Raw genomic sequence first — 25736 nt, forward strand, 5'->3', positions numbered from 1 at the left:
GATTAACCGTCTGCACCGACAACGCTCACGTCAGGGGTGCGGTTACGCAACCGGAAGGGTTAACGGAGCCCCACAGATTTCAGCAGGCGCCCACCCGCCCACCCGTCGCCCGGCCACCACCCTCAACGACGGCGCTACGCGCCGACCCATTCTTCGGTCCCGTCCGAGAACTTCTGGTGCTTCCAGATCGGCACCTCGTGCTTGAGGTCGTCGATGAGCTTGCGGCAGGCCTCGAAGGCCTCCCGCGGTGCGGACACGACACGCCGACGACGACGGCGAGGTCCCCGACCTTCAGATCCCCACACGGTGCACGGCCGCCAGCGCCCGCACCGGGAACTCGGCGACGACCTTCTCGGCGATCCGCCGCATCTCGGCCTCGGCCGTCGGGTGGCAGGAGTATCCGAGCTCGTCCACGTCGGCTCCCCCGTCGTGGTTCCGCACGGTCCCCACGAACAGCGCGGTCCCGCCGGCGGCGTCGTCCCCGACGGCTCGGAAGACCTCGTCGAGGGAGAGCGGTGTCTCACGGATACCGATCAGCTTGATGGGATCCTGCGCGCCCTGCTCACCGGAATGATCGTTCATGGCAGACCATGGCTCCATCGTGCCTCACGCGTCGGACACCGGGAAACGGGGATTGCACCCGGCACGCGCGTGTGCTGATCGGAGTCTCCTACGGTCACGTAGCTGCGGGCAGTCGTGCCGCTGGGGCGATGGGATCCCCGCTCATGGGGGTCCCCCGCTCGAGCGAAGCCGAGAGTGGGGGAGGGTGGGCGCAGCGGCACCCGGCCAGCGCCGGGCTGCGCAGCCCACCCGCCCACCCCACGCCTCAGATCCGCCGCCGAGCCTTCCGAGCCCGCCGCACCACGGCCGCCGCACCCAGCAGCGCCACCGTCGCGCCCGCAGCCCCAGCCGCAGTGGCGTCCTTGCGCCCCAGCCGCCGTCCGACCACGGTGTGCCGCCCGGAAACCTCCTCCAGCAGTTCCGCAAGCACCTCCTCATTGGTCCACTGCGGCCGCCACCCGGCGTCATGCAGCCGGCTCCCGCTCACCACCCACGGGTACATCGTGTACGCCAGATCCCCCGCCGGAGACGGTGTGAGCCCGATCCGGTGCAGCCGGGCCGCCGCCCCGAGCGCGACCGCCGAGGGCAGTTCCATGCGCCGGATCCCGCTCAGCTCCTCGACCTCCTCCTGCTCCAGCCACCCGTCACAGCCGACGGCCAGTTCCCCGTCGGCCTTCTCCAGGACGGTGTACTCCAGAGCACTGCACAGGTCCTCGACATGGCAGAACTGCCAGGCGGGCCGCGAACCGGCGGCGACCAGCAGCCGAGGGGACTCGAAGTACCTGGTCAGCGCGGTATCGGTGCCGCCGACCAGCACGGCGGGCCGTACCACGGTCACATTGAGTCCCGGATGTGCCCGCGGAGCGCGCCGCGCGAGCCGCTCGATCTCCAGCAGGTCCCCCACCCCCGTGGCCTCCGCGGTGGCGCGCAGTTCGGCGTCCTCGGACAGCGGCAGCTCGTTGTCCGGCAGCGCTCCGTAGACCATCGCCGATGTGCAGAGCACGGCCCGGTGGACCCCGGCCGCGGCGGCAGCGGTCAGCACGGTCTGCGTGCCGCGCACGTTGTACGCCGTCCGGGCGGCCGCGTCGGTCTCCAGGTCGAGGTCGAGCGCCAGGTGCACCACCACGTCCGCGCCCCGCAGCTTCTCCGCGATCGCCGGGTCCCGCACGTCGAGGATGTGCCACTGCGCCGCCGCACACTCGCCGCGCCGCTCGTCGATGGCGATGACCTGCTTGATCTCCTCCGACGCAGCCAGCCGCGCGGTGAGCAGCGCGCCGACGCCGGACGCGGCGCCGGTGACCGCGACGACGGGCCCGCGCGGGGCCGACGGGGTTGAGTGGTTTCGCGCTGCGCGAACCTGCGGATCTGGGGAACTCACCGGGTGTCTCCAGCGGTTGTCTTCACATACGAGCGCGAGTGACGCGTACGTACCAGGTGGCATCCATCCTGCCGCAGGCCGTGAGTCGGCGGAGCACCGAGGCCCGAACCGCCCCGGGTGTCTACGCTGGGTGGTGTTGTCGGGCAGTCGTGCCGTCGGAAAGAACCGGCGGCCTTACCAGCCGAGGATTCCCGTGAGTGACACCCCATTCGGATTCGGCCTTCCGCCGGAGGAGCCGGAGAACGGCGACGAGGGCAAGAAGAAGGACGACCAGCAGAGCGGTGGTGGGCAGGGACCGGCCAACCCGTTCGGTTTCGGGCTGCCCGGCGCCGGAGGCTTTGGCGGCTCCGGTGCGGACAATCCGCTCGCTGCCATGTTCGGTTCGCTGAACCCCACCGATCTGGGCGCCGCGTTCCAGCAGCTGGGCCAGATGCTCTCCTATGAGGGCGGCCCGGTGAACTGGGACATGGCCAAGCAGATCGCCCGCCAGACGGTCTCCCAGGGCACGTCGGACGGCTCGAAGGACGCGAGCGTCGGCCCCGCCGAGCGCACCGCGGTCCAGGAGGCCGTCCGCCTGGCCGACCTGTGGCTGGACGATGCCACGTCCCTGCCGTCGGGCGCCGCCTCCGCGGTGGCCTGGAGCCGCGCGGAGTGGGTCGAGGCGACCCTGCCCGCGTGGCAGGAGCTCGTCGACCCGGTCGCCGAGCGCGTCGGCGCGGCCATGGGCGATGTCCTGCCGGAGGAGATGCAGGCCATGGCGGGCCCGCTGATCGGCATGATGCGCTCGATGGGCGGCGCGATGTTCGGTACGCAGATCGGGCAGGCCGTGGGCGTGCTCGCGGGCGAGGTGATCGGCTCGACCGACATCGGCCTGCCGCTCGGCCCGTCCGGCAAGGCCGCGCTGCTGCCGGTCAACATCGAGGCGTTCGGCAAGGACCTGGGCGTACCGAAGGAGGAGGTGCGGCTGTATCTCGCCCTGCGTGAGGCCGCCCACCAGCGCCTGTTCGCGCATGTGCCGTGGCTGCGCTCGCACCTGTTCGGCGCGGTCGACGGGTACGCGCGCGGGATCAAGGTCGACACGGCCAAGCTGGAGGACGTGGTCGGCCAGTTCGATCCGCAGAACCCCGAGCAGCTGCAGGACGCCCTCCAGCAGGGCATGTTCCAGCCGGAGGACACCCCGGAGCAGAAGGCCGCCCTGGCCCGTCTGGAGACCGCTCTGGCGCTCGTGGAGGGCTGGGTGGACGCGGTGGTCCACGCGGCGGCGAAGCCGCGTCTGTCGTCCGCCGACGCCCTGCGTGAGACGCTGCGTCGCCGGCGCGCCTCGGGTGGCCCGGCCGAGCAGACCTTCGCCACGCTGATCGGCCTGGAGCTGCGCCCGCGCCGGCTGCGCGACGCCTCCCGTCTGTGGGCGTCCCTCACGGACGCGCGCGGTGTCGACGGCCGGGACGCCCTGTGGGCCCACCCGGACATGCTGCCGACGGCCTCCGACCTGGACGACCCGGACGGCTTCGTGCACCGGGAGCAGATCGACTTCTCCGAGCTGGACAAGATGCTCGGCGAGGCGGCGGATGGCTCCGCCGGGAAGCCGAACCTGAAGAAGGACGACGACTCCAAGGGCGACGACACCGAGTGAGCCTGTACGACAACGCGGTCCTCGCACTGAAGGAGTACGAGGACCAGGAAGAGTTGCGCCAGGCCTACCTGGACCACCTCGCGGAGCACCCGGACGGCATGTGGAAGGCGTGCCAGGACGGGCACATCACAGCGAGCGCCCTGGTGATCGACCCCTCACGCGGGCGTGTGCTGCTGACCCTGCACAAGAAATTGCGGATGTGGCTGCAGATGGGCGGCCACTGCGAGCCGGGTGACGCCACCCTGGCGGCTGCGGCCCTGCGCGAGGCCACGGAAGAGTCCGGCGTCGGCGGGCTGACGCTGCTGCCGGGCGGCCCTGTGCGGCTCGACCGGCATCCGATCCCGCCCCCGTGCCACTGCCACTTCGACGTCCAGTACGCGGTCCTGGCCCCGCCGGACGCGGTGCACGAGGTCAGTGACGAGTCCCTCGACGTGCGCTGGTTCGCCTACGACGAGGTGCCTGAGGTCGCCGACGAGTCCGTCGTACGACTGCTGGAGGCGACCCGCGCCAGGCTGCGAACGCGTAAGGGGTGACTGCTCTTGCAGTCACCCCTTACCGATCGTCACGTCGGCTCAGCTCCAGACGTTCCCCTGGTTCTGCCCGCGCGCCCCGTGCTGCCCCATGCCGAACTGCGCGGCCGCACCCTGCCCGATCTGGGCGTTCTGCGGCGGCAGCAGTTCGCTGGGCTGGATCAGCGCGTAGCCGGTGCCCATGAAGCTGAGCTCCCAGCCCTCTCCGGTGTTGCCGCGGCGCCGCCACACGCCGGAGGAGTGCGTCTGTGCCTGCATCTGCACGCGCAGCCCGGTGGACCAGGCGACGATCGCGTCGGCGTCGCAGTTGACGTACTTGTCCGGGGTGACCTGCATCAGCAGCGGCGCGCCCGAGGTCATGAGGGCGACCTGGCCGCGGCCGGTGATGTTGAGCTGGTACTTCCCGGACCCGGAGATGCCGTACAGGCTGTCGACGGCGATGACCTCGTGGTGCAGCGAGGAGTCCATGGCCAGCACGTAGCTGCTGTCGACGGTGAGGCCCTCCTGGTCCACCTCCATCACATGGATGTGCTGGGCGAGGTTGGCGAAGTAGACCGTGCCCTGCCCGTGGCAGCGCATCAGGTCCAAGCCCTCGCCGGTGTGCGCACGCGCGCGTGACCGGCTGTTGCCCTGGTACTCGGCGTCGAACTCGACGAGCCCCTGATAGGCGACCATGGTGCCCTTGCGGGCCAGGATGTCGTCGTGGCCCTCCAGGGCGACGCGCAGCATCTGCTTGTTCTGCAGGCTCCAGCGTTCCTGGGTCTGCTGGTCGTTGTGGGCGAAAAGCGGACTCTGCATGGTGTGGTGCTCCCCCTCAGCCCCGGACCCGGAGACGGTCGGTGCTGTCCTCGCTGGGCTGGACAACGACGATGCCCTGGCCGGAGAAGGCCATCTGGTAGGCCTCACCGCTGCCGCGGCCGATGAGCGACTGCGCCCTGAAGCTGCGCTTGCCCTTCACCTTGAGGTTCGGCGACCAGGCGACGAGCGCGTCCGGGTCGACGTAGGTCTCGTCCTCGCCGCCGCCGCAGTCGACGACGATCGGCTTGCCCCGGGAGGTCAGCGCGACCCAGCCCTGCCCGGAGATCCTGGTGTTCCACAGGCCCTGTCCGGCGAACTTCGCCAGCCCCTTGACCCGCTCCACGCCCCACGTGAGGTGCGCGTCGAAGGCGAGCAGGTTGGTGGCGTTGACGGAGATCCCGTCGCCGTTGAGGTTGATCACGACGACGTTGGCGCCGTAGTCGGCGAGGTAGAGCAGGCCGTCCCCGGAGCACTTCATCAGGGGCGCGCCCTCACCGGTGAGCCAGTCCTTCGCGATCTGCCGGACGGCCGGCGGGTTGGGCTCGTACTGGACGAAGCCTTCGTAGGCGACCATCGACCCCACGCGCGCGAGGAGGTCGTTTCCGGTCTGCATGGCGACTTTCAGCATGTGGTTGCCGTGGTTCTCCATGCGGGCGGTGACGGGTGCGGGGGCGTAGCCCGCGAGCGGCTGGTTCATGACGGGCTCTCCCTTTAGATCTCGTACGGCTGGACGACGATGAAGTTTCCGGGCGCGCCCCGGAACTGGAGGTTGACGCTCTCTCCGGTGTCGCCGGGGTAGGAGTTGCGGCGCATCCGGACCTGGCTGGAGACGACCACCTGGGCGGCGGCCGACCAGGCGACCACGGCGTTGCAGTCGGCGAACGTGGTCGGCGTGACCGGCAGCACGACGGGCGTGCCGTGCGTCTTGACGACGATCGTGCCGGTGCCGGTGAACTGCATCGTGAACAGCGCGCCGCCCGGGATGCCGTGCCCCTCGATGCGGCGGACCTCGTACTGCAGGCTCTCGTCGAAGGCGAGGACGTTCTCGGCGGAGACGCAGATCCCGTCGCCCTGGAGCTCGATGGGGTGCAGCATCGTGGAGTTCTCGGCGAGGAACACCTGGCCCTGGCCGGTACAGCGCATCAGCTGCATCTCCTGGCCGGTCGCGTTGCCCACGATCCGGCCGGCGAATCCGGCGCCCTTGTAGCTGAAGTCGACCTTGCCCTGGTAGAGCACCATGCTGCCCTGCCGGGCAAGCACGGGCTGGCCGCCGATGCCGAGGTCGACGCGGACGAGCTTCCTGTTCTGCTGCGTCCAGCGCTGCCCGGTGGGCGTCTCCTTGAACTGCTGGAGTGCGCCGGCCACACCGGGCGCCTGCGGGGCGCCTCCCTGGGGGGCGCCGTAGGGGGCCGTCGGCTGACCGGGGACCTGCCCGGCGGGGGCTGCTGCCCGTAGCCCGGGGGCGGGGTCGGCTGTCCGTAACCGGGGGCGGCGTGGGGGCCTGCGGGGCCTGCGGCTGTGCGTAGCCGGGGGGCAGCGGGGCGCTCTGGCCGTACGAGGCCTGGGGCGGCTGCTGGCCCGGCTGGCCGTACGCGGGTTGCTGCTGGGGGCTGGCCGTAGGGCGGCGCGGGCGCCGGGCGGGCGGTGGTACGGCGCCGCCGGGCGGGTCATGGGCGCGACGACGGTCGGCGCAGTGTGTACCTGAGGTGCGGACGCCGGGGGCGGGGTGGCTCCCGCGGGGGCGCGAATCCTGCGCTGCGGGCTGCGGCGTGGGAGCCGGGGCGGGTGCCGGGGTGGAGGCGGGTGCGGCCGGGGCTCCGAACGCGGGCGGCACGGCGGCCTGGGCGGGCGGGGCGAAGCCAGGAGCGGCACCGGCGGGCGGCTGAGGCTCGGCCGGCGCCTCCTCCTCGGCGACCTCACCACCGAAGTTCTTCAGCAGCGCGTCCAGCCCGCCGTCGAAGCCCTGTCCGACGGCCGCGAACCGCCACACGTCCTTCAGGTAGAAGTCGCCCAGCATGACGGCCCGTTCGGTGGAGAACTCCGAGCCGTTGAACGAGTACCGGGCCACCTCCTCACCGCCCGCGACGATGCGGATGTATCCGGGGTTGATCTGCGACATCTGCCCGGCGCCGTCGATCGTCGCCGTGAACGACAGCTTCTGGATCTGCGGCGGGATCCGGTCGAGCGTGACCCGGAAGGACTCCGTGTCGCCCGCCTGGGCACCGAGCAGCTGAAGGGCCTCCTCGGGAGACTTCGGCTGGTTGAAGAAGACGAAGTACCGGTCGTCCGACAGCCGTTCGTCGGCGTCCAGACCGAAGCAACTGATGTCGAAGCTCAGTCCGGGACCCGAGATCTGCACGCCTACGTACAGATCCGTGCCCGCGGTGAGGTCACTGATCCTGGCCTTGTGGCCGCGTTGGAATTCCCTGGCCATGCGTAACGACCGTCCCCCATCCGGAATGCGAGTGCGTCGCGCCAGGCTAACGGCAAACGCAGACACCGGACGAAGTCGGTACAGACCCGGTACAGAACCACTGCTCAGCGGTGGCTGAGGGCAGGTCAGCCCGTTGCAGGGCGGGGGTCACTCACCGCGCGCGCCGGGCAGATGCGGCAACCGCTCGGCGGCGACCACGCCTTCCAGGTAGCCCCGCGCCCGCTCGGTGCGCGGATACGCCTCCAGCAGCCGCCAGAAGCGGGGCCCGTGTCCGGGCACCAGCAGATGCGCCAACTCGTGGAGGAGGACGTAGTCGAGGACGTATTCGGGCATGCCCTGCAGACGGTGCGACAGCCGGATGCTGCCCTCGGACGGGGTGCACGAGCCCCAGCGCGTGTTCTGGTTGGTGACCCAGCGCACCGAGGCGGGCCGGGCACGGCCGTCGAAGTACTGGGCGGACAGTCGCTCGGCACGCTCGGCCAGTTCGGCGTCGCCGAGCACCCGCTTGCTCTCCTGGGCGGCCAGTTTGTCGAGCATGACGGTCACCCAGCGCTGCTCCTCAGCCTCGGACATCCGGGCTGGGATGAGCACGACGGTGCGATCGCCCTCGCGGTACGCGGAGACCGTCCTGCGTCGACGGGCACTCCGGCGCACCTCGATCGGGCTCGCCCCCGAGCCGCTCGACGGCGGACTCGTCGTGCTGCGCTGTGGCTTTCCGGCGCGGTGCAGTGGGTCGGCGGACACGCCCCGACGTTACCCGCTGCACACAGGGGAAGTCCCGACTCCGGGACGGTTCGATTCCGATCCCCCACCGAGCGTTTGATTTGTACGACAAACATGCACCGCCTGTGGACAACTTTCGGCACCGAACGGCCGCGCCAGGCATGCTGGCACTCGTCGGCGGAGCACAGACCACCTCCATCGACGAACCGCACTAAAGAGCAACAAACGGGACAAGAAGAGGCAGGACAGGGACCAGGACCGGGACCTGACCGCGACCTTCCAGGGGCTACGGGGGCCTGACATGCATCCGAAAGTGAAGCCCGCGCTCAGGCGCGGCTGGCGCGACCTCAACACCGTGCAGTTCGGCATGACACCGGCGCACGCGATGACGCTGGGTCCGATGGATTCGGCCACGGGACACTTCCTCGAACTGCTCAACGGCACTCGCGGCCTGCCGCTCCTGCGCGAAGAGGGACGGCGCATGGACCTGCCGGACGGTCATGTCGACGCGCTGGTCGAGCGGCTGGCCCGGTCCGGACTGCTCGACGACGCCAAGGGAGGCAGCCCGGCCGCCGACGCACTACGCACGAAGAAAGAGGTCCTCGACCGGCTCCGCCCCGACCTGGCCTCGCTGTCCCTGACCACCTCCCGACCCGGCGACGCGATCAGCCGCCTGGCCGCCCGTCGCTCCCTCCGCGTACAGGTGCGCGGAGCCGGCCGGGTGGGCACCGTCCTGGCCTCCCTGCTGTCGGGCGCCGGAGTCGGCGAGGTGGACGTGCGCGACTGCGGCCAGGTCGAACCGTGGGACATCGCGCCGGGCGGGCTGCCCGCCGAGTCCGTCGGCGAGCGCCGCGACGAAGCCGCCCGCCGTGCCGTGCGCCGCGCCGCACCGGACCGCCCACCCCGCCGCGGCCCCAGACCACGGATCGAGGCGGCCGACCCCGGCTACTCACTGGTGATCCTCGCCCCACGCGACGATGTCGTCGTGCACGCCCCCGCCCCGGACACCGCAGAACCACTCATCACTTCGGGTACGCCCCACCTGTATGCCGGAGTCGTCGAGGGAACCGGCGTGGTCGGCCCGCTCGTCCTGCCCGGCGAGACGGGCTGCGCCCGCTGTCTGCACGAGGACCGCACCGACCGGGACCCGACCTGGCCCCGCCTGGTCGCCCAGTGGCGCTCGGGCAGACAGTCCCATGTCCGCCCCTGCGACCTGGCCCTGGCCACCACCGTCGCCGGGCTGGCGGCCGCGCACACACTCACCTTCCTGGACGGCCAGGTGCCCTCCAGCACGGGCGCACGCTGGGAGGTCTCGCTGCCGGGTCTTCAGTGGCATACACGGCCGGTCTGGGCCCATCCCGCATGCCCGTGCGGGGCTGCGGAGAGAGGAAAGGGGGAACACGCCTCGGAGGATGCGGAGGCACACGAGACAATGGCGGTGGAACGGTCGCCGAGGGAGTTACGCCGTACGGCGGGCGCGGCGCGACCGGCTGGGACCTGGAGGGCGCATGTCTGATCTTCCCCGCAAGGCGGTCACCCGTACCGCCAAGCTCGCCGCGCTCCCGCTCGGCTTCGCCGGGCGGGCCACCTGGGGCCTGGGCAAGCGGATCGTCGGCGAATCCGCGGAGATAGTCGGCCGCGAACTGCAGCAGCGGACGGCCGAACAGCTCTTCAAAGTACTCGGAGAGCTCAAGGGCGGCGCGATGAAGTTCGGGCAGGCCCTGTCCGTCTTCGAGTCGGCCCTGCCCGAGGAGATCGCCGGCCCCTACCGGGTGGCCCTCACCAAGCTCCAGGAAGCGGCGCCCCCGATGCCGACGCGCACCGTGCACACCGTCCTCGGCGAGCGGCTCGGCGAGGACTGGCGGGAGCTGTTCCTGGAGTTCGAGGACAAGCCGTCCGCGGCGGCCTCGATCGGCCAGGTGCACCGGGGCGTGTGGCACGACGGACGTGAGGTCGCGGTCAAAGTGCAGTACCCGGGAGCAGGCGAGGCCCTGCTGTCCGACCTGAACCAACTGAGCCGTTTCTCCCGCCTGTTGGGTCCCCTCATTCCCGGCATGGACATCAAACCGCTGATCGCGGAGCTGAGGGACCGCGTCTCCGAGGAGCTGGACTACGGCCTGGAAGCTCAGGCCCAGCAAACCCACGCAGAGGAGTTCGCCGACGACCCGGACGTCCTGGTGCCGGCCGTGGTCCACCAGTGCGACGAGGTCCTGATCACCGAGTGGATCGACGGCATTCCGATGTCAGAGATCATCAGGGACGGCACCCAGGAACAGCGCGACCGGGCCGGTCAGCTCCTCGCCCGTTTCCTCTTCTCCGGCCCGGCCCGCACCGGCCTCCTGCACGCCGACCCGCACCCCGGCAACTTCCGCCTCCTGCCCGGCGGTCCGGGCGGGGACGACGACTGGCACCTCGGAGTCCTGGACTTCGGCACGGTCGACCGCCTCCCGGGCGGCCTGCCCACGCCCATAGGCCACTCCCTGCGGATGACCCTCGACGGCGACGCACAGGCCGTCTACGACCTGCTCTGTGAGGAGGGCTTCGTCAAACAGTCCATCGAGCTGGACCCCGACGCGGTCCTCGACTACCTGCTGCCCATCATCGAGCCCGCCCAGGTCGAGGAGTTCACCTTCACCCGCGGCTGGATGCGCAGCCAGGCAGCCCGCGTCGCCGACCCCCGCTCCCCCGCCTACCAGCTCGGCAAGCAGCTCAACCTGCCGCCCGCGTACCTCCTGATACACCGGGTGACCCTCAGCACCATCGGGGTGCTGTGCCAACTCGGCGCGACGGTAAGGCTGCGCAAGGAACTGGAGGAGTGGCTGCCGGGGTTCTTGGCGGAGGAAGGCGTGGACGAGGAGGACGGCATGGGCGAGGAGGAGGCTGCGGCGGAGGCGTGAGCCGGGCTGTTGGGCTGCCGTTTTCGGCTTCTTGAAGGGTGGGTGGGGGGAGGGGGAGGGCCCCCAGAGAGGGCCCAGAGTCTCCCCTACCACCACGCCGAATCCAACCGCCCCTCAATCGCCCTGAGGTTCTCCCGCGAGCAGAAGTCGCAGAAATAGCGGCGAGTGCCGTGCTCCACAGAGCACGTCCAGGTGGGCTGCGGGCCGCGGGCCTGGGCACCGCAGCGGGCGCAGACGATGGGTCGGGGCTCCGGGGCGGAGCCGCCGTCGTCACTGCCTCCGGGAAGACTCGTCACCCGGCGACGATATCGCCGTACCCGACGGTTCGCCGGACACAACGCACCGCGGGGGCCGGTCCGCTCGGACGGACCGGCCCCCGCGGGGAGCTCTTGCCTCCTCAGGTCGGGAGGCCACCGCTTCAGGTGTTCCGGGTTACTGCATGACGGCCATGGCGAGCGCGCGGCGGGCGCGCCTCGAGGCCCGCTCGGCCCGGCGCTGCATCCGGCGAGCAGCCACCAGGCGCAGGGCCCGGCGCTCCTGGTGCGCCTCGTGCAGCCGGTCGTGCATATGCGCACGAGCCAGGGCTTCTGGGATGAGTTGCATCTCGCGGGTCCTGTTCTGGCGCGAGTCGTTCGCGCCGGTGGTGGTGACGTCTGGTGTCGCGGAGCCGGTGGGCTCGTTGGTGGACGGCTTCATCGGGGCCTGCTTCTGAGGGTCGTGCGTGAGGGGGCGGTCGATCGTTCCTGCGGTGTTCATGCCGTGACCGGGTTCTTGCGCGGGCGGCCACGCGGCCGCTTCCGGGCGACGACGACACCCTGGACGAACAGCTCGCCACCCCAGACGCCCCAGGGCTCACGCCGTTCCTTGGCGCCGGCGAGGCAGGCCTCGATCAGCGGGCAGGTACGGCAGAGGGACTTGGCGTACTCCACGTCCGCCGGCGACTCGGCGAAGAAGACCTCCGGGTCGTAGGAGCGGCAGGGGACGGGGACGCCGAGGTTCTCGATGGCGTCGTCGAGCGCGGTGAGCGCGGTGAGCGGGGTCAAGGTGGAGTCCTCCGTGAGGCCGGGCGGGGGGATCGTTTCGGAAGGCGGTACGGACGGGGCGTGCGCTTCGAGTTGCACGGTGTCGTCTTCCTCGTCTGGTCGTTCCGGTCCTGTTGGACCGGGTAGCGGCTGGTACCGGGTTCTTTTCTTGTCCCGAGGCCCCTTCGCTCTGTCATCCCGTTCGGGACAAACAGAAGGGCCGCGGATCCCGAGTGGGGTTCCGCGGCCCTGAAGGCGCCAGCCTGATCGCCGATCAGGCTGGATCACTCCAGGGTTCTGGCCCACGGAAGGCCCACATCAGGTGGTGCTGCGTCGTCTGCTTCCGGAATCCGGCACCGGTCGCCGTAAAGGCATAGGCCTTGGCCTGTGCCACTACTGCCGCTTCCAGTGCCTTGGTCGGTCGCTCATTACGCTCGCGGACGGGAAGTCCCGCGAGAGACAGGGAGGACGCCGGACGGACGGCACGAATGCCGGACAGACCGGTGCCCAGGTTGGAGACGCCGAGCATGCACACGGAGGCGACCGAGCGATCGGTCATTTTGACGATGCTGGTGGTGCTGTTCTTGATGCTGATCACTGGACTCGCCTCCTCTCGGCGTCTCGGGGGACTGGGGTGAGCCAGTCCGACGGATATGCAAGTACAACACGGAATCAGGGCCTCCGAGAAGGCCGCTGTTCCCGTGGCTAAGAACCTATGGGGATTGCTGGGGCATGCGCAAACTATTTTTTCGACGAGTTGGTATCAGTCCCCGTCTTCCTCTCCCTCTGGCTCGTGGCCTGCGCAGATGGCCAGGACGTCGGTCCCGTAGCGGTTGAGCTTGCGCACTCCGACCCCTGGGATTCGAGCCAGTTCGCCCTCGTCGTCAGGGGCGGCCTCGGCGATCGCCATCAGCGTCTTGTCGGTGAAGACGCAGAACGCCGGCTGGCCGCTGCGCCGTGCCTGGACCTCGCGCCACTGCCGCAGCCGCTCGTAGAGCCCCTCGTCCATGTCGGAGGGGCACTCCTCACAGCGCATCAGCTTCATCTCGCCGGCGTCGGTGAGGGTGCGTCCGCAGACCCGGCAGCGGGCCGGGGTGCGCTGGGTCCGTCTCGGCGCGGCGGGACCTGTGCCGCTGCCGCCGTGACCGCGCTCGATGCCACCAGAGGCCCCGGCCCCGCTGCGGCCCCCGGTCGCGGCCGATCCCGGACGCAGTCCGTCGAGGAAGCGGCTGGGGCGCCGATTGGGGCGGCCGCCGGGTGAGCGGGCGAGAGACCAGGAGACGTGGAGATGGGAGCGTGCGCGGGTGACGCCGACGTAGAGGAGGCGGCGCTCCTCCTCGATCTGTTCGTCGGTCTTCGCGTAGGTGATCGGCATCATGCCCTCGGCGACTCCGACGAGGAAGACGACCTCCCATTCCAGGCCCTTGGCGGAGTGCAGGGAGGCGAGGGTGACGCCCTGCACGGTGGGTGCGTGCTGGGCGTTCGCACGTTCGTCGAGCTCTGCGACGAGGTCGCTCAGAGTGGCGCCGGGCCGGGCTGCCGCGAAGTCCTGCGCGAGGTTCACGAGCGCGGCGAGGGACTCCCAGCGCTCTCTGACGGCGCCGGATCCGGCGGGGGGCGTGGTCGTCCAGCCCTCGCCGGACAGCACTGCCCGGACCTGGGAGGGCAGGTCGACGGCCTCGTCGAGGAGCGAGTCGTTACCGCCGAAGCGGGCCGCTCCGCGCAGGGCGATGCCTGCCTTGCGCACTTCGGGGCGGTCGAAGAACCGTTCGGCGCCGCGCAGCTGGTAGGGGATCCCCGCGTCGGCGAGGGCCTGCTCGTAGGTCTCGGACTGGGCGTTGGTGCGGAACAGGATGGCGATCTCACCGGCCGGGACGCCGGCGTCGAGGAGCTCGCGGATACGGCGGGCGGCGCCCTCGGCCTCGGCGGGCTCGTCGGTGTGTTCGGTGTAGACAGGCTCAGGGCCCGGGGGGCGCTGGGAGACGAGTTCCAGCCGGTGGTCGGCGGCGCGGCCGCGGGCCTGGGCAAGCAGTCCGTTGGCGAGATGGACGACCTGGGGTGTGGAGCGGTAGTCGCGGACCAGTTTGACGACGGTGGCGCCGGGATGGCGGGTGCGGAAGTCAAGCAGGTGGTCGGGGGTTGCTCCGGTGAACGAGTAGATCGTCTGGCTGGCGTCGCCGACGACGCACAGGTTGTCCCGGTCGCCGAGCCAGAGTTCCAGCAGGCGCTGCTGGAGGGGGCTGACGTCCTGGTATTCGTCGACGACGAAGTGCTGGTACTGGGCGCGGACCTGTTCGGCGATGTCGTGCCGGTCCTGAAGGATGGCGACGGTCAGCAGCAGGACGTCCTCGAAGTCGATGACGCCGCGGTCGCGTTTGAGGTCTTCGTAGGTGGAATAGAGCTGGACGATCTCGGCCGGGTCGCGTGGAGCCTCACGGCCGACCTTCGCGGCTGCGAGCGGGTAGTCGGCGGGGACCGTCTGGGTGACCTTGGACCACTCGATCTCGGCAGTGATGTCCCGCAGCTCGCCTCGGTCGAGGCGGATACGGCAGGCGGCGGCCGCGTCGGCGACGAGTTGGAACTTGCGGTCGACGAGCCGGGGCATGGAGCCGCCGACTGCTTTCGGCCAGAAGTACTGGAGCTGGCGCAGTGCGGCCGAGTGGAACGTGCGGGCTTGGACGCCGGTGGCGCCGAGTTGGCGAAGGCGGCCGCGCATCTCGCCGGCGGCGCGGTTGGTGAAGGTGACGGCGAGCACGCTGGAGGGCTGCAGGATGCCGGCGCGTACGCCGTAGGCGATGCGGTGGGTGATGGCCCGGGTCTTGCCGGTGCCTGCGCCTGCAAGCACGCACACCGGGCCGTGCAGCGCGGTGGCGACTTCGCGCTGCTCGGGGTCGAGCCCTTCGAGCACCGCGTCGGCTCCGCTCGGCGGAGCCGAGTACTGAGCACTGCTGGGGTGCTGCGGGAAGAGGGTGGAGTGCGTTGCTGCTGTCACACGGCCATGCTGCCAGGTCGCCGGAGGCGGGTGAGCCGGTTGTCCACAGGCGGCTCCCTGCAGTCGTACTAATGCGGCAGGCGTCACGTCCTGCCGTATACCCCCGGCGGGAATGGCGGACCGTTCGCGTACGTTCCCCCTCTGCGACCATCCGTCCCCGACCCGCCGAGGAGCGCGAGAGACATGCCGGGCACTGTGACGATGTACAGCACCACATGGTGCGGCTACTGCCGTCGGCTGAAGAGCCAGCTGGACCGCGAGGGCATCGCGTACACCGAGATCAACATCGAGCAGGACCCGGAGTCCGCGGCGTTCGTGGAGAAGGCGAACGGTGGTAACCAGACGGTGCCGACCATGTTGTTCCCAGACGGGTCGACGTTGACGAACCCGTCGCTGGCACAGGTCAAGCAGAAGATCGGCGCGTAACCGGCTCACTCGGAGGGGTGGCCGTCCCTCATCGGGGGCGGCCACCCCTTCGTTGTGTGGTCAGAAGGCGGTGCGGGTCGGCAGTGGCTTGCCGTACCAGAGTTCGATCAGGCGGGCCGCGATGGAGATGCCGTAGGGCGGCAGCACTTCTCCGGAGTCGAAGGCGGCGCGCAGTTCGTCGCGGGAGAACCAGCGGGCCTCGTGGATCTCGTCGCCGTCGACGGTGATGTCGGTGGAGGTGGCGCGGGCCATGAAGCCGAGCATGAGGCTGGATGGGAAGGGCCAGGGCTGGCTGGCGACGTACTCGACCTGGCCGACGGTGATGCCGGCCTCTTCGTGGACCTCACGGCGTACGGACTGCTCGATGGACTCGCCGGGCTCGACGAAGCCGGCGAGCGTGGAGAAGCGGCCTTCGGGCCAGTGGACCTGGCGGCCGAGCAGGATGCGGTCGTCCTCGTCGGTGACGGCCATGATCACGGCGGGGTCGGTGCGGGGGTAGTGCTCGGCGCCGCAGGCAGGGCAGCGGCGGATGTGGCCGGCCGCTGCGATGACGGTGCGTTCGCCGCAGCGGGAGCAGAAGCGGTGTGTGCGCTGCCAGTTCTCCAGGCCGACCGCGTGCACCATGAGGCCGGCGTCGCGGGGGGAGAGCAGCAGGCCCGCCTCGCGCAGGCCGGCGGGGCGCGCGGACTGGTCCATGCGGCCGGGCAGGGCGTCCTTCTGGAGGGCGAAGTAGGAGACGCCGTCTTCGTCTATGCCGAGGAAGTAGCGGTGGGCCTCGGTGAGCGGGGCTTCGAAGGACGGGCTCATGACGAGTTCGGTGCGGCCGTCGGCTGTCTCGTCGATGAGGACCTGACCGCCGGAGACCACGAAGCAGCGGGTTGTGGGGTGGCTCCACGCCGCCGCGAGCCAGGCCTCGTCGAGGCGGTGGTGTGCGGCACGGTCGATTCCGCTGGGGGCGGTGAGCGAGATGGGTCGGTCGGCGGTGTGGTCGGTCCAGGTGGTCACAGGTGCTTCCAACTCCCCCGGTGGAACGGTTGATGCGGCGGCGGTTCAGCGGGACGTACGGCAGGAGGCGACCGGGTGCGGCGGGGCTCCGTGGTGCGGCGCGGCTCTTCCAGTGTGCCCCGTGCGGGGTGGGGCTCCGTGCGGCGTGGATCGGTCAGGGCTCATGACGCCAGTGTTCTGCGAGGTCGCCCCACAGGTATGCGGTGGTCTCGACGCCCTTGAGGAGCAGGTCGAGCTCGACTTTCTCGTTGGGGGCGTGCCAGCCGTCGGAGGGGACGGAGATGCCCAGGAAGAGGACGGGTGCGCGGAGGATTTCCTGGAGGTCGGCGGCGGGTCCGGAGCCACCTTCGCGGGTGTAGCGGACTGGTTTTTCGAAGGCTCGGTTCATGGCGCGGGCGACGGACTGCAGGGCCGGGTGGTCCAGTGGCGTCAGGCAGGGGCGTGTGGCCGCGGAGAAGGTGATGTCGTGTCGGATGCCGGCGGGGATCTGGTCGGCCGCCCAGGCGCGGAAGGCTTTCTCGATGTGGTCGGGGTCCTGGCCCGCGACCAGGCGGAAGGACAGCTTCACCATGGCCGTGGACGGGATGATCGTCTTGCTGCCGGGGCCCTGGTAGCCGCTGCCGATGCCGTTGACCTCGGCCGTGGGGCGGGCCCATATGCGCTCCAGGGTGGTGTATCCGGCCTCGCCCTGGGTGGCGTACGACTTGGCGGTGCGGAGCCACTGCTGCTCGTCGAAGGGCAGTTCGGCGAGGAGTGCGCGCTCCCGGTCGGTGAGGTCGACGACGCCGTCGTAGAAGCCGGGGATCGCCACGCGCGCGTGCTCGTCGTGCAGGGCGGCGACGAGGCGGGCGACGGCGGTCGCCGGGTTGGGGACGGCGCCGCCGAAGGAGCCGGAGTGGATGTCCTGGTCGGGGCCGTGCAGCCGGAGCTCGCACTCGGCGAGGCCGCGCATGCCGGTGCACACGGTGGGGGTGTCCTCGGACCACATGCCGGTGTCGGAGACGATCACCGCGTCGGTGGTGAGCCGGTGGGCGTGCTCCTGGACGAGGGCCCGGAAGTGCGGGGAGCCGGACTCCTCCTCGCCTTCGATCAGCAGTTTGAGGTTGACGGCCGGGGTGGTGCGGCCGGTGGCGGCGAGGTGGGCGCGGATGCCGAGTGTGTGGAAGAACACCTGGCCCTTGTCGTCGGCGGCCCCGCGCGCGTAGAGGCGGTTTTCCCGGACGACGGGGTGGAAGGGCTCGCTGTCCCAGCCGTCCTCGCGGGCGGCGGGCTGCACGTCGTGGTGGCCGTAGACGAGGACGGTGGGTGCGGTGGGGTCGTCGGAGGGCCACTCGGCGTAGACGGCGGGTGCGCCCTGCGTCTGCCAGATCTCGGCGGTCGGGAAGCCGGTCTCCTTGAGCTTGCCGGCGAGCCAGTCGGCGCTGCGCCGTACGTCGGGCGCGTGGTGGGGTTGGGCGGACACCGACGGGATGCGCAGCCACTCGGCGAGGTCGTCGAGGAAGGCGCCAGCGTGCTGGTCGATGTACGTGCGGACGGCGCTGTCCGGGGTCTGGCTCATGGTCACGAGCCTATCGGCCCACAGTGACAGTCCGGTCGTGCGGTTCGTCACCGGGCGGCTCGTCCAACAGCAGCTGTTCCAGTGCGGCGCGGTCCGGGAGGTCGTCGGGGCGTACGACCTCGCCGGTGCGTACGTGCACGAAGGAGGCGGTGACCGATTCCAGGGGCACCCCCTGCTGCTCGGCCCAGGCGAGTCGGTACACGGCGAGCTGGAGGGGGTCGGCGGTCGGGGTGCGGCCGGTCTTCCAGTCGACGATCTCGTACGTCGCCTGCTCGCCGTCGCCGTTCTGGTAGACGGCGTCGATACGGCCCCGTACGACGCGGCCGGCGATGGCGAGCTGGAAGGGGGCTTCGACGCGGGAGGGCGTGCGGTGGGCGTACTCGGTGCGTTCGAAGGCTTCCTTGAGGTCCTCCAGATCGCGTTCGTCGGCGATCTCGGCTTCGGTGCCGGGCAGCTCTTCCGGCTCCAGCATGGGCAGGGTCAGTTCTTCGAAGCGTGCCTCGACCCAGGCGTGGAAGCGGGTGCCGCGGCGGGCGGCGGGCTGGGGTGGATGTGGCATGGGGCGGGCCAGCTCCTGGGCGAAGCCGTCCGGGTCGGCGGCGAGGCGCAGCAGTTGGGTGGTGGTCAGCGATGCCGGCAGGGGGACCTCGGTGACGGACTCGCGCGCGCGGAGGAGTTCCCCGGTGAGGGCGTCGAGGTCGCGGTCCCAGGAGGCGATGGTGCGGGCCTCTTCGGGGGTGAGCGGGCTCGGCTCGGGCTCCGGGGGGTGTGGGCGTGCGCCGTGCGTGGTGTGGAGGTCCGGGGACGTCGCCTGGTGCGGGACGGTCGGACGGTGCTGCTCCGTCGGGCGCTGCGTGGCCCAGGAGTCCCAGTCGGCCGGGTCCTCCTCGGTTTCATCCGCGTATGGGATCTCGTCCTCATAGGGGATCTCGTGTCCATGGGGGATCTCGTCGTCCGATGGCGGGGGCCAGTCCGGGTCGTCGTGGGTGCCGGGGTCTTGTACGGCGGCGGGGTGGCCACTGTCGTGGGAGGCGAGGTCGTCGAGGTGGGCGAGGACCGTCGCGGCGGCCGCGCGGCGTCGGGCCAGTGCCGTGTCGTCCAGGGGCAGTGGCCAGCGCTGCTCGGCGGTGGCCTGGTGCAGGGCCGGGTTCTCCTCGTCCTCGGCGGGTTCCTCCGCCCATGCCTCGATCTCGCCGTGACCGGCGGCGCAGTGGTCGTGGAGGGCTAGGAGGAAGTCGGACGGTCCGCGGGGCTTCTTCTGCGTGGGGCCCCACCAGTGGCCGGAGCCGAGCAGCAGGGAGCGGGGGCGGGTGAAGGTGACGTAACCGAGACGGAGTTCCTCGATGTGCTGGTGGTCCTTCATGGCCTCGTGGAAGGCCTTCATGCCGCGTGAGTCCCAGGTCTGGATGTCGGGCAGTGTGTCGACGTCGCCGCGCAGTTCGTGGGGCAGCACCTTGGCCTGGGCTGTCCATTTCTCGCGGCCCTGGCTGCTGGGGAAGGTGCCGGTGACCAGGCCGGGCACGGCGACGACGTCCCATTCCAGGCCCTTGGACTTGTGCGCGGTGAGCACCTTGACGGTGTTCTCGCCGCCGGGGAGGGCGTTGTCGAGGCCCTTTTCGTACTGGGCGGCGGTGCGCAGGAAGCCCAGGAAGGCGAGCAGGCTCGCCTCGTTCTCGTTCGCGGCGAAGGAGGCGGCGATGTCCAGGAAATTGGAGAGGGTTTCGCGGCGGCGGGCGGCCAGGGCGTGCGGGGACGCCGAGAGTTCGACCTCCAGGCCGGTGACGGCGAGGACGCGGTGGAGTACGTCCATGAGTGGGTCGGACAGGGAGCGGCGCAGGTCGCGCAGTTCGGCGGCGAGGCGCGCGAACCGTACGCGCGCGTCCGGCGAGAAGGGCAGCCCGTCGTCGTCCCCGCCGCCTTCCAGTGGGGTCTCCAGGAACGTGTCGAGGGCGTCGGCGAGGGAAATCACCTCGGCCGGGTCGACACCTTCGACTGCTTCTGCGAGCCGGCGGTCGGGGGCGTCGTCCGTGTCCACGCGCGCGTGGGACACGAGTAGCCGGGCGCGCCTGCCCAGGAGGGCGAGGTCGCGCGGGCCGATGCGCCAGCGGGGGCCGGTCAGCAGGCGGACCAGGGAGGCGTTGGCGCCCGGGTCCTGGAGCACCTCGCAGACGGCGACCAGGTCGGCCACCTCAGGCAGGTGCAGCAGTCCGGAGAGGCCGACGACCTCCACGGGGATGTCGCGGGCGACGAGCGCGCTCTGGATTTCGGCGAAGTCGGTGGCCGTACGGCACAGGACGGCGATCTCGCCGGGTTCCTTGCCGGTGCGGACGAGGTGGGCGAGGGAGTCGGCGATCCAGTCGATCTCCTCGGCGTGGGTGGGCAGCAGGGCGCAGCGGACGATGCCGTCGTGTTCGGCGCCAGGAGCGGGGCGGAGGGCCTCCACGCCCGCGTGCATGGCGCGCAGCGGCTCGGCGAGGCCGTTGGCGAGGTTCAGGAGGCGGCCGCCGCTGCGGCGGTTCTCGCTGAGCGCCTGGCGGGTGGCGGGGCGGCCGTCGGTGTGGGCGAAGTGGTCGGGGAAGTCGTCCAGGTTGGCGACGGAGGCGCCGCGCCAGCCGTAGATGGCCTGGCAGGGGTCGCCGACGGCGGTCACGGGGTGGCCGGTGCCGCCGCCGAACAGGCCTGCCAGGAGGACGCGTTGGGCGACGGATGTGTCCTGGTACTCGTCGAGGAGGACGACGCGGAACTCGTCGCGCAGGATACGGCCGACGTCGGGGAGTTGGGCGAGGCGCGCGGCGAGGGCGATCTGGTCGCCGAAGTCGAGCAGGTCGCGCTCGCGTTTCGCGGCCCGGTAGCGCAGGACCAGTGCGGTGAGTTCGCGGCGGGCGGCGGCCGTCTCGGGGACCTTGCGCAGGTCGGCGTTGGTGAGTTTGACGCGCTGCAGGGTGTGCAGCAGTTCGGCGTCCCAGGTGCGCAGGTCCTCGGGGCGTACGAGGTGTTCGGCGAGTTCGGAGTCCAGGGTGAGCAGGTCGCTGACGAGGTCCGCGAAGGAGCGGGTCAGCGCCGGGTACGGGCCCGGGGCTTCGCGCAGCACGCGCGCGGCGAGCTGGTAGCGGGTGGCGTCGGCGAGGAGGCGGGAGGTCGGTTCGAGCCCGATGCGTAGGCCGTGGTCGGTCAGCAGACGGCCCGCGAACGCGTGGTAGGTGGAGATGACCGGTTCGCCGGGCGGGTTGTCCGGGTCGATGACGTCCGGGTCGGTCACACCGGCCTCGACGAGGGCCTTGCGGACGCGCTCGGCGAGTTCGCCTGCGGCCTTGTTGGTGAAGGTGAGGCCGAGCACCTGTTCGGGGGCGACCTGGCCGGTACCGACCAGCCACACCACGCGGGCCGCCATCACTGTGGTCTTGCCGGATCCGGCTCCGGCCACGATCACCTGCGGGGCGGGCGGCGCGGTGATGCAGGCCGTCTGCTCCGGGGTGAACGGAATCCCGAGGAGCTCCTTGAGCTGCTCGGGATCGGTGATACGGGCGGGCACGTCCAAGAGGCTAACGGCGGGCACTGACAGCAGATGCCGTCATCGGCTCCCGGGAGCGGAGAAGCGTAGGTCAGCGCATGTGGTGTTGTACGTCACTCGATCACGTGGCGGCCCTCGGGACGCGCGCTGCACGACGCTCGGAACGTGCAGTGCGTGCAGTGCTGGCCGGTGGTCGGGGTGAACCGTTCGTCGAGCACCTTGCCTGCCGCGGTGGCCAGGAGCTCGCCGACCCACTCCCCCTCAAGGGCGTCCTGCGCCTGCACCTTGGGCAGTGTCTCGCCGCCGTCCCGCTTGGCGGCGCCCTGGCGCAGCTGGACGAGTTCGGCGCCGCCCGGTTCGGGGCGCACTCCGTCGAAGGCCTCGTCGACAGCGCCTTCACGGACGGCCAGCTGGTAGACCGCGAGCTGGGGGTGACGGGCCACGTCGGCCGCGCTGGGCGCCTGCTTGCCGGTCTTGAAGTCGACGACGTAGGCGCGGCCCTCGCCGTCCGCCTCGACGCGGTCCATGGAGCCGCGGATGCGTACCTCGTAGTCGCCCGCTTCGAGGGTGACGTCGAAGTCGTGCTCGCTCGCCACCGGCGTACGTCCGGTGCGGTCCATGACGTGCCACTTCAGGAATCTTTCGAGCGCCACGCGCGCGTGCTCCTTCTCCTGCGCCGACTTCCACGGCGCGTCGAAGGCGAGCGCGTTCCACACCGAGTCCAGGCGTTCCATGAGGACGGCGAGGTCGGCCGGGGTGCGCCCGGAGGCCACCTCGTCGGCGAGGACGTGCACCACGTTACCGAAGCCCTGGGCGGCGGTGGCGGGCGCGTCGGCTTTTACCTCGCGGCCGAGGAACCACTGCAGGGCGCAGGTGTTGGCCAGCTGGTTCAGGGCGCTTCCGGAGAGTACGACGGGCTGGTCGCGGTTGCGTAGCGGCACCTTGGACTCGGTCGGCTCGAACAGGCCCCACCAGCGGTGGGGATGTGCGGATGGGACGAGTGGGCGGCCGTCCTCGTCGGTGAGCGCGGCGAGCCGGGCCAGTCGGCGTGCGGCGGCCTCCCTCAGGGCGTCGGAGACTCGCGGGTCGACCGTCGTGGCGCGCAGTTCGGCGACGAGCGCGGCCACGGACAGCGGGCGACGCGGGCGGCCCGTGACGTCCTTGGGTTCGACACCGAGTTCGGTCAGGAAGCGGGAGGGTTGGTCGCCGTCGTCGGCGGGGGCCTTCACCGCGGTGACGACGAGGCGTTCACGCGCGCGTGTGGCGGCGACGTAGAACAGGCGGCGCTCCTCGGCGAGCAGTGCACCCGGGGTGAGTGGTTCGGCAAGTCCGTCGCGTCCGATGCGGTCGGCCTCCAGGAGGGAACCGCGGCGGCGCAGATCCGGCCACAGGCCCTCCTGGACGCCCGCGACGACGACCAGACGCCACTGGAGCCCCTTGGAGCGGTGCGCGGTCATCAGCCGCACGGCGTCGGGGCGTACGGCACGCCGCGTGAGGGTATCGGCGGCGATGTCCTCGGCCTCCAGCTCCTCCAGGAAGTTGAGGGCGCCGCGGCCGCCGGAGCGTTCCTCGGCGCGGGCGGCGGTCGCGAACAGCGCACACACGGCGTCCAGGTCGCGGTCCGCGTTGCGTCCGGCGGCACCGCCGCGCCGGGCGGCCCGCTCCAGGCGCGTGGGCCAGGGCGTGCCCTGCCACAGGTCCCACAGCGCCTCCTCGGCCGTACCGCCGCCCGCGAGGCGCTCGCGCGCCGTGCGCAGCAGCGCGCCGAGGCGCTGGGCACCGCGCGCGTACGCCGGGTCGTGTGCCACCAGCCGTTCGGGTTCGGCGAGCGCTCGCGCGAGCAGTTCGTTCGACGGCGGCGGCACCGGATTGCCCGCGGCCCGCTCCTCCTCACGCAGGGCACGGCCGAGGCGGCGCAGATCGGCGGCGTCCATGCCGGCGAGGGGGGAGGTGAGGAGAGTGAGGGCGGTTTCGGTATCGAGCCAGGGAGTGTGCTGTTCGGGTTCTTCGGGATCCGCCGGCTCCGCGGTTTCCGCCCGCTCCGGGGCGCGCAGGTCGTTGCCTGCCCGGCCAGACTCCGCCGTGGCGACCGCCCGGAGCGCCGTCAGCAGCGGGGCCACCGCCGGCTCGTGGCGCAGCGGCATGTCGTCGCCGTCGATGTCGAGGGGCACGCCGGCGGCTGTGAGGGCGCGGCGGACCGTGGGGATGGTGCGCGATCCGGCGCGCACCAGGACGGCCATGTCGCTCCAGGGGACGCCGTCCTCGAGATGGGCCCTGCGGAGGATGTCGGCGATGTTGTCCAGCTCGGTGCCGGGCGTCGGGTACATGTAGACCTCGACGCGGCCGCCGTCGCGCACCGGAGCCGGCTCGCGGTGGGCGCGCACCTTGTCCGCGGGGAGGCGGGTCAGCGGCATGCGTTGGGTCAGCAGCCGGGTCGCGGCGAGCAGGGTGGCAGCGCAGCGGCGGGAGGTCCGCAGCACCTCGACGGGGGCCGGGCGGCCGTCCGCGCGTGGAAAGGCGCGCGGAAAGTCCAGGATGCCGTTCACGTCCGCGCCCCGGAAGGCGTAGATCGACTGGTCGGGATCGCCGAAGGCGACCAGGGTGCGCCCCTCGCCGGCCAGGGCGTGCAGGAGACGGACCTGGGCGGGGTCGGTGTCCTGGTACTCGTCCACGAACACGGCGTCGTACTGCGCGGTGAGCCGCTGGGCGACCTCGGGGCGGCGGGCGAGGAGCACCGCGCGGTGGACCAGTTCGGCGTAGTCGAGCACGCCCTGCAGGTCGAGCACATCGAGGTACTCGGCAAGGAAGGCTGCCGCGGCGCGCCAGTCGGGGCGGCCGATGTGCCGCGCGAAAGCGTCCAGGGCGTCCGGTCCCAGGCCCAGCTCACGGCTGCGGGCGAGCACCGCACGGACCTCGTCGGCGAAGCCGCGGGTGGTCAGGCAGGCGCGCAGCTCGTCCGGCCAGCGCACGTGCGCGAGACCGAGCCGCTCAAGGTCCGGCTGGCCGGCGAGCAGCTCGCGGACGGTCACGTCCTGCTCGGGCCCGGACAGCAGCCGCAGCGGCTCGACGAACAGGTCGCTGTCCTGGTGGGCGCGCACGAGGGCGTAGCAGAACGAGTGGAAGGTGGTCGCCTGGGGCGCGCGGGCCGCTCCTATCCGCAGCGCCATGCGGTCGCGTAGTTCCACGGCGGCCTTGCGGCTGAACGTCAGCACCAGGATCCGCTCGGGGTCCCCTCCGCGCGCGATGCGGGCCGCGACGGACTCCACGAGCGTGGTGGTCTTGCCGGTTCCCGGGCCTGCGAGGACGAGCAGAGGTCCCGCCTCATGGTCAACCACCGCGCGCTGTGCCGCGTCCAGACGAGGGGGACCCGTTCGGACCGGCGGGGTACGCACCAGTCGGTAAGCGCCACGGCTCCCCTGTCGCACCTGTGGGTGCGACGGGCGCTGGATGGAGGAAGAGGAGCTCACGTGGTTCGCCGGTCCTGGTGGGTGTGCAGTCTCGGTGTCGGCGCGGAGCGCCGTCGTCGGGGGTGGCGGTCGGGTGACGGGTGGGCCGTCCGCCGCGCGAGGCAGGCGGTGACCGCGGGATGAGGGAGACACGCGCAGCCGACGCTACGCCGACGAAAGGGACGGAAGCAGGACTTCCGCTTCTTCCCTCGGGACTCACGTGGCCCGCCTGTCTCATCTCTCTCGAACGTACGTCATGCCACGGATGTGCCCTGTTTCGCTCATACGGATCACGGGTCACACGCGGACGCGTCCGATGGCGGAAGCTGTCAGGTGTGACCCTCCGCGCGTTCGCCGCCGTCCCATCGCGCGCGTCTCATGTCGAGGCGCGGCAGGTGACCCTCCGCGGCCCGGCTCGCCTCCTTCAGCGGTGTGCCCTCCGCGCGGTAGTGGCCGAGCGCCTCCAGCTCGTGCCCGGGAAGCAGGACGCCGTCCGCGCGGACGACGCGCCACCACGGAACAGCTCCCCCGTAGAGAGCCATGACGCGGCCGACCTGACGAGGGCCTCCCACCCGTCTCCCACCACCACCCTTGCCGGAGAGCGCTTCGCGCTCACCCCCCTCATGCTCCAGCCACTCCGCAACGTCGCCGTACGTCATGACGTGCCCGGCCGGGATCAGTTCGGCGACCTCGAGGACCCGCTCGGCGTACTCCGGCAGGGCGTCGGTGTACTCCGGGCGGGCGTCCCCAGGAAGACTCTCCTCGCTCATTCGCCCCATCCTGCCCCACGGCACCGACAAGGTGACCTGCTCGCCACTGTGC

At 71.2% G+C, this 25736-nt stretch carries 19 protein-coding genes and 2 pseudogenes; 5 read left to right on the forward strand and 16 right to left on the reverse strand.

Annotation, left to right across the window (positions count from 1 at the left end; genetic code table 11):
• Positions 1-134: 134 nt before the first annotated feature.
• Positions 135-592, reverse strand: a pseudogene (locus StrepF001_RS35315) (molybdenum cofactor biosynthesis protein MoaE).
• Positions 593-826: 234 nt separating this feature from the next.
• Positions 827-1939 carry an SDR family oxidoreductase gene (locus StrepF001_RS35320; RefSeq protein WP_129802253.1) on the reverse strand — a complete coding sequence of 371 codons (1113 nt, stop codon included), beginning with the start codon at positions 1937-1939 and terminating at the stop codon, positions 827-829.
• Between the two features lie 193 nt (positions 1940-2132).
• Between StrepF001_RS35320 and StrepF001_RS35325 the strand changes: the two genes are divergently transcribed.
• Positions 2133-3572 carry a zinc-dependent metalloprotease gene (locus StrepF001_RS35325; protein ID WP_129802254.1) on the forward strand — a complete coding sequence of 480 codons (1440 nt, stop codon included), beginning with the start codon at positions 2133-2135 and terminating at the stop codon, positions 3570-3572.
• Positions 3569-4105 carry an NUDIX hydrolase gene (locus tag StrepF001_RS35330; RefSeq protein WP_129802255.1) on the forward strand — a complete coding sequence of 179 codons (537 nt, stop codon included), beginning with the start codon at positions 3569-3571 and terminating at the stop codon, positions 4103-4105. Before StrepF001_RS35325 ends, StrepF001_RS35330 begins: the two co-directional genes overlap by 4 nt.
• A gap of 39 nt (positions 4106-4144) precedes the next feature.
• Here StrepF001_RS35330 and StrepF001_RS35335 read toward each other — a convergent pair whose 3' ends face one another.
• From StrepF001_RS35335 to StrepF001_RS35350, 4 genes and pseudogenes are all read right to left on the reverse strand, one after another.
• The gene (locus StrepF001_RS35335) at positions 4145-4900 is read right to left on the reverse strand and encodes an AIM24 family protein (RefSeq protein ID WP_129802256.1); all 756 of its coding nucleotides are present in this window, start codon (positions 4898-4900) and stop codon (positions 4145-4147) included.
• Positions 4901-4916: 16 nt separating this feature from the next.
• A complete protein-coding gene (locus StrepF001_RS35340; RefSeq protein ID WP_129802257.1) occupies positions 4917-5597 on the reverse strand; it encodes an AIM24 family protein in 681 nt (226 codons plus the stop codon).
• A gap of 14 nt (positions 5598-5611) precedes the next feature.
• Positions 5612-7334, reverse strand: a pseudogene (locus tag StrepF001_RS35345) (TerD family protein).
• A gap of 147 nt (positions 7335-7481) precedes the next feature.
• A complete protein-coding gene (locus StrepF001_RS35350; RefSeq protein WP_129802258.1) occupies positions 7482-8078 on the reverse strand; it encodes a M48 family metallopeptidase in 597 nt (198 codons plus the stop codon).
• Positions 8079-8358: 280 nt separating this feature from the next.
• Here StrepF001_RS35350 and StrepF001_RS35355 point away from each other — a divergent pair, with 280 nt between their 5' ends.
• On the forward strand, positions 8359-9573 hold the full coding sequence (locus StrepF001_RS35355) for a TOMM precursor leader peptide-binding protein (protein WP_129802259.1): 1215 nt from the start codon (positions 8359-8361) through the stop codon (positions 9571-9573).
• A complete protein-coding gene (locus StrepF001_RS35360; protein WP_129802260.1) occupies positions 9566-10954 on the forward strand; it encodes an AarF/ABC1/UbiB kinase family protein in 1389 nt (462 codons plus the stop codon). Before StrepF001_RS35355 ends, StrepF001_RS35360 begins: the two co-directional genes overlap by 8 nt.
• Before the next feature lie 86 nt (positions 10955-11040).
• On the opposite strand, the gene StrepF001_RS48635 is transcribed toward StrepF001_RS35360, so the two are convergent.
• The 5 genes from StrepF001_RS48635 to StrepF001_RS35385 all read right to left on the reverse strand — a co-directional run bounded on the left by StrepF001_RS48635 (position 11041) and on the right by StrepF001_RS35385 (position 14968).
• Positions 11041-11250: a hypothetical protein gene (locus StrepF001_RS48635; protein WP_129802261.1), complete on the reverse strand. Its 210-nt coding sequence runs from the start codon at positions 11248-11250 to the stop codon at positions 11041-11043.
• A gap of 136 nt (positions 11251-11386) precedes the next feature.
• Entirely contained in the window at positions 11387-11710 is a 324-nt protein-coding gene (locus StrepF001_RS35370; protein WP_129802262.1) for a hypothetical protein, read from the reverse strand.
• A complete protein-coding gene (locus StrepF001_RS35375; protein ID WP_019072119.1) occupies positions 11707-12075 on the reverse strand; it encodes a WhiB family transcriptional regulator in 369 nt (122 codons plus the stop codon). The genes StrepF001_RS35370 and StrepF001_RS35375 overlap by 4 nt, the downstream gene beginning before the upstream one ends.
• Before the next feature lie 175 nt (positions 12076-12250).
• Positions 12251-12574: a hypothetical protein gene (locus StrepF001_RS35380; protein WP_129802263.1), complete on the reverse strand. Its 324-nt coding sequence runs from the start codon at positions 12572-12574 to the stop codon at positions 12251-12253.
• Between the two features lie 165 nt (positions 12575-12739).
• Positions 12740-14968, reverse strand: coding sequence for an ATP-dependent DNA helicase UvrD2 (locus StrepF001_RS35385; protein WP_276322866.1), 2229 nt, complete (start codon positions 14966-14968; stop codon positions 12740-12742).
• Between the two features lie 183 nt (positions 14969-15151).
• Here StrepF001_RS35385 and StrepF001_RS35390 point away from each other — a divergent pair, with 183 nt between their 5' ends.
• Positions 15152-15394 carry a mycoredoxin gene (locus tag StrepF001_RS35390; protein WP_129802290.1) on the forward strand — a complete coding sequence of 81 codons (243 nt, stop codon included), beginning with the start codon at positions 15152-15154 and terminating at the stop codon, positions 15392-15394.
• Between the two features lie 60 nt (positions 15395-15454).
• On the opposite strand, the gene nudC is transcribed toward StrepF001_RS35390, so the two are convergent.
• From nudC to StrepF001_RS35415, 5 genes are all read right to left on the reverse strand, one after another.
• A complete protein-coding gene (nudC, locus tag StrepF001_RS35395) occupies positions 15455-16399 on the reverse strand; it encodes an NAD(+) diphosphatase (protein WP_165396465.1) in 945 nt (314 codons plus the stop codon).
• A 154-nt stretch (positions 16400-16553) separates the two neighbouring features.
• Entirely contained in the window at positions 16554-17957 is a 1404-nt protein-coding gene (locus tag StrepF001_RS35400; protein ID WP_129802264.1) for a dipeptidase, read from the reverse strand.
• A 10-nt stretch (positions 17958-17967) separates the two neighbouring features.
• Complete coding sequence (locus tag StrepF001_RS35405) at positions 17968-21489, reverse strand: ATP-dependent DNA helicase (RefSeq protein WP_165396466.1); 3522 nt, start codon at positions 21487-21489, stop codon at positions 17968-17970.
• 92 nt (positions 21490-21581) lie between these two features.
• Complete coding sequence (locus tag StrepF001_RS35410) at positions 21582-24935, reverse strand: ATP-dependent DNA helicase (RefSeq protein WP_129802266.1); 3354 nt, start codon at positions 24933-24935, stop codon at positions 21582-21584.
• Positions 24936-25243: 308 nt separating this feature from the next.
• Positions 25244-25684, reverse strand: coding sequence for an MGMT family protein (locus StrepF001_RS35415; RefSeq protein ID WP_129802267.1), 441 nt, complete (start codon positions 25682-25684; stop codon positions 25244-25246).
• Positions 25685-25736 lie beyond the last annotated feature (52 nt).

Origin of the sequence: Streptomyces sp. F001, from assembly GCF_004187715.1 — a bacterium.
Classification (GTDB): Bacteria; Actinomycetota; Actinomycetes; order Streptomycetales; family Streptomycetaceae; genus Streptomyces; species Streptomyces flavusporus.

Coding starts and splice junctions, on each gene's coding strand:
- StrepF001_RS35340 (WP_129802257.1), bottom strand. CDS start 5,597: ATGAACCAGCCGCTCGCGGGCTACGCCCCCGCACCCGTCACCGCCCGC.
- StrepF001_RS35415 (WP_129802267.1), bottom strand. CDS start 25,684: ATGAGCGAGGAGAGTCTTCCTGGGGACGCCCGCCCGGAGTACACCGAC.
- StrepF001_RS35390 (WP_129802290.1), top strand. CDS start 15,152: ATGCCGGGCACTGTGACGATGTACAGCACCACATGGTGCGGCTACTGC.
- StrepF001_RS35370 (WP_129802262.1), bottom strand. CDS start 11,710: ATGAACACCGCAGGAACGATCGACCGCCCCCTCACGCACGACCCTCAG.
- StrepF001_RS35335 (WP_129802256.1), bottom strand. CDS start 4,900: ATGCAGAGTCCGCTTTTCGCCCACAACGACCAGCAGACCCAGGAACGC.
- StrepF001_RS35355 (WP_129802259.1), top strand. CDS start 8,359: ATGCATCCGAAAGTGAAGCCCGCGCTCAGGCGCGGCTGGCGCGACCTC.
- StrepF001_RS35360 (WP_129802260.1), top strand. CDS start 9,566: ATGTCTGATCTTCCCCGCAAGGCGGTCACCCGTACCGCCAAGCTCGCC.
- StrepF001_RS35400 (WP_129802264.1), bottom strand. CDS start 17,957: ATGAGCCAGACCCCGGACAGCGCCGTCCGCACGTACATCGACCAGCAC.